This is a genomic window from Microcoleus sp. N9_B4, from assembly GCF_036701635.1.
Classification (GTDB): domain Bacteria; phylum Cyanobacteriota; class Cyanobacteriia; order Cyanobacteriales; family Microcoleaceae; genus Microcoleus.
Genome location: NZ_JAUBRC010000021.1, coordinates 109,691 through 121,171 on the forward strand (window position 1 = coordinate 109,691; position 11,481 = coordinate 121,171).

An 11,481-nucleotide genomic window follows, 5' to 3' on the forward strand; every position below is an offset into this window, starting at 1 on the left:
AATACCAATTACCAATTACCAATTACTAAAACTATGAGATTGCAAGACGCCCGACCCAAAGCAGGCTCCCAAAAGCGCCCCCGACGCTTGGGCAGAGGTATTTCTGCCGGTCAAGGCGCGAGCTCCGGCAAAGGGATGCGCGGTCAAAAATCTAGAGCCGGTAGCGGCACTAGACCCGGTTTTGAAGGAGGTCAAAATCCTCTCTACCGCCGTCTCCCCAAGTTGAAAAGCTTCCCTCTAGTGAACCGGAAAGAGTACACTACCATTAATGTAAGTAAATTAGCATCGCTGCCAGCAAACACCGAAGTTACTCTCACCTCTCTGATCCAAGCAAAAATTGTCACCACAGATGACGGGCCGCTGAAAATCTTAGGAGATGGCGAACTGAATGTACCTTTGCAAGTGCGGGCCTCGGCTTTTACCGCAGGTGCTCGCGCCAAAATTGAAGCTGCAGGCGGAAGTTGCGAATTAGTTGCGTGAAGATTTGAGGTTTGAGAGTCTGTCCAAATCTCAAATCCTCAACCTTGCTATCAGAAAATGATTTAGTCGAAAATCCCAAATCTAAAATCCAAAATCGTAACTATGGACGTTAGTAGAGAGAAAGCGCCAACTGCACAAGAGACGTTCATGCAGATGGCTCAAGCTGCTGGTTTACGAGGCCGCATCCTCGTAACCGTTGGCTTACTGATTTTAGTACGCCTGGGTGTCCACTTGCCAGTCCCCGGCATCGATCGAGTCGCCTTTGCCCAAAACGTCGAAAATAGCCCTTTAATTGGCTTTCTGGATTTGTTCTCAGGAGGCGGCTTGTCAGCTTTGGGGATTTTCGCGCTGGGGATTTTGCCCTACATTAATGCTTCAATTATTGTGCAACTTCTAACTGCGGCTCTGCCAAGCTTAGAAGACTTGCAGAAAAATGAAGGAGAAGCAGGGCGGCGCAAGATTTCTCAAATTACTCGCTACGTTTCTTTGGGCTGGGCAATTCTGCAAAGTATTGGCATTGCGATTTGGGTCAGCCCTTTTGCTCAATCTCCAGCGCCTTTATTCATAGCACAAACAGCTTTGGCTCTGACAGCCGGCTCAATGTTTGTGATGTGGATATCGGAAGTGGTGACGGAACGAGGTATCGGGAACGGAGCATCGCTGCTGATTTTTATCAATATTGTGTCGGTATTGCCGCGCTCTTTGGGACAAACTTTTGAATTGGCCCAAAGTGGGGACACGCAAGTAGTCGGCCGCGTCGTCGTTCTGCTGCTGGTCTTTTTGGTAACGATTGTCGGGATTGTTTTTGTTCAGGAAGGTACTCGCCGCATTCCGATTATTTCGGCCCGTCGCCAAGTCGGCCGCAAAGTTTATCGGGAGAGCCGGAGTTATCTGCCCCTGCGTTTGAATCAAGGTGGAGTGATGCCGATTATTTTTGCATCTTCGGTGCTGATTGTGCCTTCTTTCCTCGCTCAGTCTCTCAATAACCCGTTTTTGGTTCAAGTTGCTAATGTGTTGAGTCCGAACGGCCCTGCCCCTTGGGCTTACGCGCTGTTTTATCTGACTTTGATTCTGTTCTTCAGCTATTTCTACGCTTCGTTGATTGTCAACCCCGTAGATATGTCTCAGAACTTGAAGAAAATGGGCGCTAGCATTCCTGGAATTCGTCCCGGTCAGAAAACGAGTGATTATGTGGAGAAGGTTTTGAACCGTTTGACTTTCTTGGGAGCGATTTTTCTCGGTCTGGTGGCTATTGTACCAACTGCTGTAGAAAGCGCGATCGGAGTGCAAACTTTTAGAGGTTTTGGCGCAACTTCCCTACTGATTTTAGTAGGTGTGGCGATCGAAACTGCTAAGCAAATTCAAACTTACGTCATCTCCCAGCGATATGAAGGAATGGTGAAGTAATCGTAATGCAATTTATTTTCATGGGACCTCCAGGGGCGGGAAAGGGAACTCAGGCTCAGATATTAGCTGCTCTCTGGAAAATACCCCACATTTCTACGGGCGAAATCCTGCGCGCCTGCGTGGTGGCGAAAACTGCCTTGGGCCTAAAGGCGCAAGCCTACATGGACAGGGGTGAGTTGGTTCCCGACCAATTGCTGATGGATATCGTGCAGGAACGCTTGAATGAACCGGACGCTAATGCTGGCTGGATTCTTGACGGCTTTCCCCGCACAGTCGCCCAGGCAACTTTTTTAGACAAACTGCTGCACGATCTTAGCGATGCCGAGGGGAGTACATCGAACCCAAAATTTGGTCTCAAAGCTGTTAATCTCGACGTGCCTGACGACATTTTGGTGTCTCGCCTGCTGTCGCGGGGCCGGCAGGATGACAATGAGGAGACGATCCGCCGTCGGTTGCAAGTTTATCGCGAGCAAACTGAGCCTTTGATTGATTTTTACAGTGGCCGTCAACAGTTAGTTGCGGTTGATGGCGATCGAGCAATGGAATTAGTCACCGCAGAACTCCAACAATCTCTCTCTGGCGACTCTTGAACCCTCTCAATACAGCTTGTTACTCACCAGCTTTTGCTAAGATATGTTAACTAGGAGCTTTTTGTGCTATCAGGTTTTGTGAGGGTTGCTAGAGACCGGATTGAACTCGATACTAATTGCCACAACTTTACTCAAGTAAAGCCAAAGTGAGCGGTTAATTGAGTCTTTAAGTCGATCGAGTCGCCCTAATTATTGCCCCCCCGTTCCCGTTTGAATCCTACCAGTAAATAGGTTGTGAGGCCAACGCCGGGACACTCCTAGTTAATCAAATGTAGAGTTGAGGTAAATACCAAATTGTCTAAGCAAGATTTAATTGAAATGGAAGGGACAGTGACGGAATCCCTGCCCAATGCGATGTTTCGCGTTGACCTAGATAATGGGTTTAACGTGCTAGCTCACATTTCCGGCAAGATCCGCCGCAACTACATCAAAATTCTGCCTGGCGATCGCGTCAAAGTCGAATTGACTCCCTACGACTTGACCAAAGGCAGGATTACTTATCGCCTTCGGAAAAAATAGGCTTAGATAAAACTTTCTAAAAACTAATTCTAAGTTTAATTTAGAGAGAATTTGGTAAAAAGCTTCAAATTTATGCTATAATGCTACGTTTGTAGTGTTGCCGAGAAGGGCGTCAACAACCCACCGGTGTACCGGGTTAAGTCATTGTTACACCGTAGAAGTATCGCTCGCCCAAACTCTGGCGCAGGCGAACTTTACCCAGCAATGGGAGTGGGTGCAAGCGGGCTCCTTCATGAAACAACCCGCACTTTATACAATTTAATCGAGGAGAGGCCTACACCTTGCCCAGCCTCTCCTCCCACCGCTCTACGGGCAGTCCCAGCGTGCCTGCTCTCCGGTAGAGCGGGGTTCTCCAGGCAGGAAGAAAGATGAAAGTTCGAGCATCTGTCAAAAAAATTTGTGAGAAATGTCGCGTCATCCGCCGTCGCGGTCGAGTGATGGTGATATGCACTAACCCGAAACACAAACAACGCCAAGGTTAGAAAAAAAGAAGATTGGGCGCTGCACCCAGGTGCATCCTAATTGAACATTGTAGCCAAACAGGAAAACTAGGGAGACAAAAAGTGTGGCACGGATTGCCGGGGTAGACCTTCCACGCGATAAGCGCGTCGAAATAGGTCTGACATACATTTACGGAATAGGCTTGTCGCGGGCCCAAAAAATTATCGCTGCAACAGGCGTAAATCCTGACACTCGCGTCAAGGATTTAACAGAGGCCGACGTGACAGCTCTGCGGGCTCATGTAGAAACCACATACCAAATCGAAGGAGACCTCCGGCGCTGGGAGTCAATGAACATCAAGCGCCTGATGGACATCGGAACTTATCGCGGTCGGCGTCACCGTTTGGGTCTGCCGGTGCGGGGACAACGAACCCGTACCAACGCCAGAACCCGTCGTGGCGTCCGCCGAACAGTTGCGGGCAAGAAAAAGGCACCTTCCAAGAAGTAACATCTTTTTGGGAAAAATACGCTGGGGGCTGCTGGCTCCTAGCGCTTCGGGACATTAGTTGAGAGAAACGTTAAAGAGACTAATATGGCGCGACCACAAACAGGCAAGAAATCTGGTGCAAAAAAGCAGAAACGGAATGTACCCAATGGGGTAGGCTACATCCAGTCTACCTTTAACAACACGATTGTAACTATTACCGACCTCAACGGCGAAGTGATATCCTGGGCATCCGCAGGTTCCAGCGGTTTTAAAGGAGCTAAAAAGGGAACTCCCTTTGCCGCTCAAACAGCAGCAGAAAGTGCTGCCCGCAGAGCCAACGACCAAGGAATGCGCCAAATAGAAGTAATGGTGAGCGGGCCTGGAGCAGGTAGAGAAACTGCAATCCGGGCGCTGCAAGGGGCGGGACTGGAAATCACCCTGATTAGAGATGTTACCCCAATTCCTCACAACGGCTGTCGCCCTCCCAAGCGGCGTAGAGTCTAAAACGATTTGAGATTTTAGATTTTAGATTTTGGATAATGGCTAACTGCTTAAAGTCACAAACTAATGGTTCTAACTGTTGCCCCGTCCATCCAAAATCCGAAATCCGTTCAGGGGTATGCTCTGCAATCTAAAATCCAAAATCAAAAATCCAAAGTGGAAAAGGGAGGTCACTCCGTGGCGCAGTTTCAAATTGAATGTATAGAGTCTAACACTGACAAAGACCGCAGTCAGTACGGAAAATTTGTCCTGGAACCGCTCGATCGCGGTCAGGGAACAACTGTTGGGAATGCGCTTCGGCGAGTTCTGCTGTCAAACTTGGAAGGAACAGCAGTAACTTCAGTCCGAATCGCGGGCGTCAATCACGAGTTTGCCACGATCGAAGGGGTACGTGAGGATGTTCTAGAAATTCTCCTGAACATGAAAGAGGTGGTCCTCAAAACTCATTCTCAGCAGCCGCAAATCGGCAGGTTGCGGATTGAGGGGCCTGTCACAGTTACGGCCGATAGATTCGATTTGCCCTCAGAGGTGGAATTGATCGATCGATCCCAGTACATTGCAACTCTCTCCCCCGGCTCAGTTCTGGAAATGGAATTCAGAATTGAAAAAGGCATCGGATACCGAGCAGTAGACCGCAGTCGGGATGATGGATCGGCTTTGGATTTTCTCCAAATTGACGCCATCTTTATGCCGATTCGCAGAGTCAACTACAGCGTTGAAGATGCTCGGGTAGGCGGTACGGTCGAGAAAGACCGACTGATTATGGAAATCTGGACTGATGGCAGCGTGACTCCTCAAGAAGCTTTGAGTCAATCTGCCAACATCCTGGTAGATTTATTTGCACCTCTCAAAGACATCACCCAAGATTCTCTCAAACCAGAGTATCCCGGTGAAGCCGATCCTACCAGCCAAATTCCGATCGAAGAATTGCAGTTGTCCGTCCGGGCTTACAACTGTCTCAAGCGGGCTCAGATCAACTCAGTCGCAGACTTATTGGATTATACCCAAGAAGACTTGCTCGAGATCAAGAATTTCGGGCAGAAGTCCGCAGAAGAAGTGATTGAAGCTTTACAAAAACGCTTGGGCATTACCTTGCCACAGGAAAAATCAGCTAAAAGTTAATCAACGGGTAACGGGTAAAAAAGTTCTGAATTTTAAGTAGGTGAGTTTTTAAGTTAAAGAATTCACCGCTCAAAACTCGCGGACTATCCCGGCGCCCAATTACCAATTACCAATTACCAACTGCCATGCGTCACCGCTGTCGCGTTCCCCAACTCAGCAAACCGGCTGACCAGCGCCGCGCCCTACTGCGCTCGCTGACCACCGAATTAATCCGCCACGGTAAAATCACTACCACTCTCGCCCGCGCCAAAGCGCTGCGCTCAGAGGCGGACAGGATGATTACCCTGGCAAAAGATGGCTCCTTGGCCTCTCGCCGCCAAGCTATGGGCTATATCTACGATAAACAGTTAGTACACGCCTTGTTTGAGGCGGCACAAGAACGGTACGGCTCCCGCAACGGCGGCTACACCCGCGTAGTCCGAACTGTCCCCCGTCAAGGAGACAATTCCGAAATGGCGATCGTTGAACTGGTTTAATTCCATTTTGGGTTGGAGATTTGTGATTTATGACTGACAATCGAAAATCCCCAATCGAAAATCCCCAATCGATACAGCGCGTTGCTCTGGTGATCCAATACCTCGGCACTAACTTTCACGGTTGGCAGCGACAGCCGAACCAGCGTACAGTACAAGAAGAAATTGAAACAGCAATATCGACTGTTCTGGAACGCCCGGTAACGCTGCACGCTGCTGGGAGAACCGATGCGGGAGTTCACGCCGCTGCTCAAGTAGCGCATTTTGATGCCCACGGCCCAATTCCGGCTCACCGCTGGGCAAGCGTTCTCAACTCTCGACTGGCAAAAGATATTTTAATTCGAGCTTCGGCAAAGGTGGAACCTACCTGGCACGCTCGGTTCTCAGCCAGTTGGCGGCGCTATCGCTACACCCTTTATACAGATCCGACCCCTAATTTGTTTGTGCGTCCTTTTGCTTGGCACTGCTATCACGCCCCTGTGGATGAATCTTTGATTCAGACAGCTTTGACACCGCTCATCGGGCGGCATCACCTGGCTGCTTTCCACCGCGCGGGGTCTGCCCGCCCCCATTCCTGGGTGGACGTACAAGCGGCAGAGTGTCAGCGTTCTGGGCCTCTTATCTATATTGAGGTTCAGGCGAGCGGGTTTCTGTACGGGATGATGCGGCTGCTGGTGGGGTTGCTGGTGCAGGTGGGTCGCGGGGAAAGGCCGATCGACAATTTCACAGATATCTGGGTCAACGAACGCCGAGAAATGGTAAAATATGCCGCTCCCGCTCAAGGTTTGTGCCTGCTGCGGGTTGGCTATTCAGAATTTCCCTTTCCCCCAGATGTCTGGTACGACACCCAGCCAAAATTAGTCATTAGTCATTAGTCATTAGTCATTAGTCATTAGTCATTAGGTAACTACTAATAAAAAACTAAGGACAACTAACAATTAAAAACTGACAACTGACAAGTGACAACTGACAACTGACACCTAACAACAGTTAACAGTTAACAGACAACTAACAACAAACAATGAACAAAACTTACGTCCCTACTCAAGACTCCCTAGAGCACAAGTGGTACGTGGTCGATGCCGCCGACCAGCGGCTGGGCCGTCTGGCAACTGAAGTTGCCATGTACCTCCGGGGGAAACACAAACCGACTTACACTCCTTCTATGGATACCGGCGACTTCGTAATTGTCATCAATGCGGACAAAATCGCTGTTACTGGCAAAAAACGCACCCAGAAAATCTACCGCCGCCATTCTGGAAGACCGGGCGGCATGAAAACAGAAACTTTTGCCAAATTGCAAGCACGTTTACCCGAAAGAATCGTCGAAGAAGCTATACGGGGAATGCTGCCTCACACTTCTCTGGGCAGACAACTGTTTACTAAATTGAAGGTGTACGCTGGCCCCAACCACCCGCACCAAGCTCAAAAACCAGAAGAATTAATTGTTCACACGATTCCGGGAGGAAATGAGTAATGCAAGCAACAGATACATCCGGTCGCGCTGTGTACTGGGGTACCGGCCGCCGCAAGCGTTCCGTAGCGCGGGTACGCTTGGTTCCCGGCACTGGCATACTGACTGTCAATGGTAAAGAGGGGGATTTGTACCTGCAATTCAATCCTACTTATTTGGCTCTCGCTAAGGCCCCTCTGGAAACTTTGGGTCTGGAAAATGAGTACGATATTTTGGTAAAAGTCGAAGGCGGTGGCTTGACAGGTCAGGCTGACTCGATTCGCTTGGGTGTCGCTAGAGCACTTTGTCAATTAGACCCGGACAACCGCAAGCCTCTGAAGACTGAGGGCTATTTGACTCGCGACCCGCGGGCCAAAGAACGGAAAAAGTACGGTTTGCGGAAAGCTCGCAAGGCTCCTCAATACTCGAAGCGGTAATCGAGGGAAGAAGGAAGAAGGAAGAAGGACGAAGGACGAAGGAAAAGGCAAAAATTATCTATCCAGATTTTATCTGCCTTTTTTTGAAGTTTATTTCCGATTCCCGATTCCTGGTTCCAACAGATATAAGGCAAAATTCCTGCTGTTGTTGGTGTACAAGTCCTGCGGCAGCTAAAATGGTTGTAAAGTCAAAAATTAGAGAGTAAAAAACAATGGCAAAAGATGGCATTCACCCTGAGTGGTATCCCGAATCTCAGGTTTATTGCAACGGGGAACTTGTGATGACTGTGGGTTCAACTAGACCAAAGCTTCAAGTTGATGTCTGGTCGGGAAATCATCCTTTTTATACTGGCACTCAGAAGATTATTGATACTGAAGGTCGTGTGGAGCGCTTTATGCGGAAATACGGCATGACCGAGGTAGAAATGCCGAAGGCAGATGCTTCCTCTGGACCGCTGAAAATGGAAGATCCGAAAGCAGATGCTGCTAAGGCTGCTGGTAAAGGCAAAAAGAAGAAGTAGCTGGATTGTCATTTGTCCGCAGTTTGTTGAGAGTAGTTCTTTCTACTGGCAACTTACCGCCCTCGGATTTTAGATTTTAGATTGAAGACTTCCGCTATGCAGGCAGTTGATCTCGATCGACATTCTATCCTAACTGCTCTTGAGTTCTAAAATCTAAAATCTAAAATCTAAAATCTAAAATCGATCCGCCCTCGGATTGGAGAGTTTAGATTGAAGACTTGCTAAGCAGGCAGTTGAGTTCGATCGAGTTGAGTTTGATCGAGATTCTATCCCCACTGTTCTTCAAATCTAAAATCTAAAATCTAAAATCTAAAATCTAAAATCGATTGACAAAGGACAACTGACAATGGCTGAATCTTATTTGCTGGATAAATTGAAGTCGGTAGAGCAAACTTTTAATGAGTTGACTCGCCGCATGGCTGACCCGGATGTGGCTAGGGACAATCAAGAGTTTCAACGGGTAGCGAAAGCTCGATCGTCCTTGGAGGAAGTGGTCGATACTTTTGCTCTGTGGAAAACCACTCAGGAAGATTTGGTGGGCGCGCGACAGGTTCTCAAGGAAGCCGCGGGCGATCGAGATATGCAAGAAATGGCTGCGCTGGAAGTTCAGGAACTTGAGGCGAAGCTGGAGAGTTTGGAAAGTCGTTTGAAGGTTTTGCTGCTCCCCCGCGACCCGAACGATGACAAGAATATTATGCTGGAAATTCGGGCCGGTACTGGCGGTGATGAGGCTAGTATTTGGGCGGGAGATTTGCTGCGGCTGTATTCGCGCTACGCTCAAACTCAAGGCTGGCAGGTGAAGTTGGTGAGCGAGTCGCTGGCGGAAATGGGCGGCTTTAAAGAGGTGATTCTGGAAATTACAGGCGACAGCGTTTACAGCAAGCTGAAGTTTGAGGCTGGAGTACACCGGGTGCAGCGAGTGCCGGTGACTGAGGCTGGCGGCCGGGTGCATACTTCGACGGCGACGGTGGCTGTGATGCCGGAGGTGGATGATGTGGAGATTCACATCGATCCGAAGGATATTGAGATGAGTACGGCTCGATCGGGTGGTGCTGGCGGCCAAAACGTGAACAAGGTGGAAACTGCTGCGGATTTGTTTCACAAGCCGACGGGAATTCGGATTTTCTGTACTGAGGAGCGCAGTCAGTTGCAGAATAAGGAGCGGGCGATGCAGATTTTGCGGGCGAAGCTCTATGAGATGAAGTTGCGGGAGCAGCAGGATGAGGTGAAGTCGCGGCGTTTGGCTCAGGTTGGTACTGGTTCGCGATCGGAAAAAATTCGCACTTACAACTATAAGGACAATCGGGCTACCGACCACCGTTTGGGGGAGAATTTCTCGCTCAATAGTGTTTTGGAAGGGGATATTGAGGGGATTATTCAAACTTGCATTTCTCAGGATCAGCAGGAACGTTTGGCTGAGTTGGCTGCTTCTACTAATTGATGGAGTGATGGGGGGCTAGGCGCATTGTTTGCTCAGCGTCAGTTCCCTTGTTACGCGAGAGATATGCTTGAGTAGGGCTTCCCAAATTGGGTAAGCTGTTCGACATCTAAACTGCATTAACTCGCGTTACCTTTATTTTTTATTTTTCGGTTCCATTTCATAACCCTCTTTTGTCACTCTACGCAGAGTCCAAGTGGAAATAAGGGATATTGAGGTTTTGACAAATTGCTGTCGGGGCGACAAGTCGCCTATAACGCTGATAGAATAAGCCTCATAGCTCTTATGCCTTGTTGATAATTAGGTAGTTTATGTGGAGACAAAGACATTAATTCAACAACAACCTGCCAATTACTAAACATCGAATCGACCCATGATTCACCCCAGAGTCCAATATAAAAAGTGCTATGTCTAGCATATTTTCTGTGGCTTTCTGTTTTTATGCCTAGATATTCTTGAACTTGCTTTGATTTAATATCTATCCCTTGAATGATACTCTTTAAGTATGATAGCGATAGCAAAATTAATAATTTACTCAATCGGTCGCCCGTTAAATTAGTCTTCTCTAGGTTATAGCCCACATTCCGCAGTTCTGGCTTTGATGACTAAGGATTTTCATACCTTCAGTGTAGGAAAAATATCTGTGCCTACCTTTTCTAATTTTAGTATCATTATTTTGCGATTTTGGCTAGATATAACAAATTTGAATTCACAGATATTTCCTAATATATTTATTCGGCAATATCTGAACTCATTTTCCCTAAATTAGACATCACAATTCCGGCAACATGATTTTTCTGTTGCCAATTTATTGAATTTATTCAACAATATTCTCCGGTTTGTTTTCCGAGTTACCCATCTTCAACTATTAAATAATATTGACCGCAAACCTTTCCTAAATAATTTAATATCTCCCGACGTTCCTTTGTTAAGTTACTTATTTGTTCGGCTCCATTTAGGTTGACTAAATGTACGGCTTGAAACATCTGAAATACCCACCGCATTGTCGGTTTATTTGTCATTTTCTTGACCTGGTTTCTGATGCTGGCATTGGCTGATTCTAATTCTTGTCTCAACTTTCTTTGGGCGAGATTATATACTAATAAACATACTCCCATTATCATGGCAATTGCTTCTACTCTCTCGGGTTTTTTCACGAAGACGCTTGATGTGAAAAATAATGGGTCTTTAAAAAATCTAAATTCTCTTTCGTTACTTTGTTGGTCTTTGTATTCTTCTAATATTTGCTGGTTGGTTATTTCGTTTTTATTTAAGATGTTTGTTGCCAGTATAAATCTCCCTGCTTTAATTTTTTCGGCTGATATTATTTCGGGTCTGGTTTCTATTTTACCGATTATTTGATAGGCTATTGTGTCTATATTACTCGCTTTATTGGTGGGTGTTTTTGGTTTTTTATGGCTTTTTTCTTGACATTCAATTTCGGTAATTTGGTGATATTTCCATGTGTCTGATAGATTTTTTATGGCGGTTTCTGCGTCGGCAACACAGGCAAATTTTTGCCGGGAAAGCTTGCGTAGTGAGGCTTGGGCGCTTAATTGTTGTTTGTTTACTTGTTTGTCTATTTGTTTGATGCTTGCTTGTTTTCTGAGTT

At 47.4% G+C, this 11,481-nt stretch carries 15 protein-coding genes; 14 read left to right on the forward strand and 1 reads right to left on the reverse strand.

The window, feature by feature from the left end:
- Positions 1-33 precede the first annotated feature (33 nt).
- The 14 genes from rplO (at position 34) to prfA (ending at position 9,872) form a co-directional block, all read left to right on the forward strand.
- Positions 34-480: a 50S ribosomal protein L15 gene (gene rplO, locus QUA43_RS15950; RefSeq protein ID WP_333082088.1), complete on the forward strand. Its 447-nt coding sequence runs from the start codon at positions 34-36 to the stop codon at positions 478-480.
- Positions 481-582: 102 nt separating this feature from the next.
- A complete protein-coding gene (gene secY / locus QUA43_RS15955; RefSeq protein ID WP_333375166.1) occupies positions 583-1,887 on the forward strand; it encodes a preprotein translocase subunit SecY in 1,305 nt (434 codons plus the stop codon).
- A gap of 5 nt (positions 1,888-1,892) precedes the next feature.
- Positions 1,893-2,477: an adenylate kinase gene (locus QUA43_RS15960; protein WP_333375168.1), complete on the forward strand. Its 585-nt coding sequence runs from the start codon at positions 1,893-1,895 to the stop codon at positions 2,475-2,477.
- A 294-nt stretch (positions 2,478-2,771) separates the two neighbouring features.
- The gene (gene infA / locus QUA43_RS15965; RefSeq protein ID WP_006276978.1) at positions 2,772-2,996 is read left to right on the forward strand and encodes a translation initiation factor IF-1; all 225 of its coding nucleotides are present in this window, start codon (positions 2,772-2,774) and stop codon (positions 2,994-2,996) included.
- Between the two features lie 368 nt (positions 2,997-3,364).
- On the forward strand, positions 3,365-3,478 hold the full coding sequence (gene rpmJ, locus QUA43_RS15970) for a 50S ribosomal protein L36 (protein WP_015178722.1): 114 nt from the start codon (positions 3,365-3,367) through the stop codon (positions 3,476-3,478).
- Between the two features lie 83 nt (positions 3,479-3,561).
- The gene (rpsM, locus tag QUA43_RS15975; protein ID WP_006634981.1) at positions 3,562-3,945 is read left to right on the forward strand and encodes a 30S ribosomal protein S13; all 384 of its coding nucleotides are present in this window, start codon (positions 3,562-3,564) and stop codon (positions 3,943-3,945) included.
- Between the two features lie 84 nt (positions 3,946-4,029).
- Entirely contained in the window at positions 4,030-4,428 is a 399-nt protein-coding gene (rpsK, locus tag QUA43_RS15980) for a 30S ribosomal protein S11 (protein ID WP_332978136.1), read from the forward strand.
- 174 nt (positions 4,429-4,602) lie between these two features.
- Entirely contained in the window at positions 4,603-5,547 is a 945-nt protein-coding gene (locus tag QUA43_RS15985) for a DNA-directed RNA polymerase subunit alpha (protein WP_202798589.1), read from the forward strand.
- A 125-nt stretch (positions 5,548-5,672) separates the two neighbouring features.
- A complete protein-coding gene (rplQ, locus tag QUA43_RS15990) occupies positions 5,673-6,023 on the forward strand; it encodes a 50S ribosomal protein L17 (protein ID WP_006634978.1) in 351 nt (116 codons plus the stop codon).
- 29 nt (positions 6,024-6,052) lie between these two features.
- Positions 6,053-6,895, forward strand: a complete 843-nt coding sequence (gene truA / locus QUA43_RS15995; protein WP_333375170.1) for a tRNA pseudouridine(38-40) synthase TruA — start codon at positions 6,053-6,055, stop codon at positions 6,893-6,895.
- Between the two features lie 146 nt (positions 6,896-7,041).
- Positions 7,042-7,497, forward strand: a complete 456-nt coding sequence (rplM, locus tag QUA43_RS16000) for a 50S ribosomal protein L13 (RefSeq protein ID WP_015178725.1) — start codon at positions 7,042-7,044, stop codon at positions 7,495-7,497.
- Positions 7,497-7,910 (forward strand): 30S ribosomal protein S9, encoded by a 414-nt coding sequence (rpsI, locus tag QUA43_RS16005; RefSeq protein WP_006634975.1) that lies wholly within the window; start codon positions 7,497-7,499, stop codon positions 7,908-7,910. Before rplM ends, rpsI begins: the two co-directional genes overlap by 1 nt.
- A gap of 212 nt (positions 7,911-8,122) precedes the next feature.
- Positions 8,123-8,431, forward strand: a complete 309-nt coding sequence (gene rpmE / locus QUA43_RS16010) for a 50S ribosomal protein L31 (protein ID WP_333059812.1) — start codon at positions 8,123-8,125, stop codon at positions 8,429-8,431.
- A 346-nt stretch (positions 8,432-8,777) separates the two neighbouring features.
- Positions 8,778-9,872, forward strand: coding sequence for a peptide chain release factor 1 (prfA, locus tag QUA43_RS16015; protein WP_333157142.1), 1,095 nt, complete (start codon positions 8,778-8,780; stop codon positions 9,870-9,872).
- A gap of 848 nt (positions 9,873-10,720) precedes the next feature.
- On the opposite strand, the gene QUA43_RS16020 is transcribed toward prfA, so the two are convergent.
- Positions 10,721-11,481: IS1634 family transposase (locus QUA43_RS16020; protein WP_333375172.1), on the reverse strand; the 761-nt coding region annotated here is incomplete at its 5' end.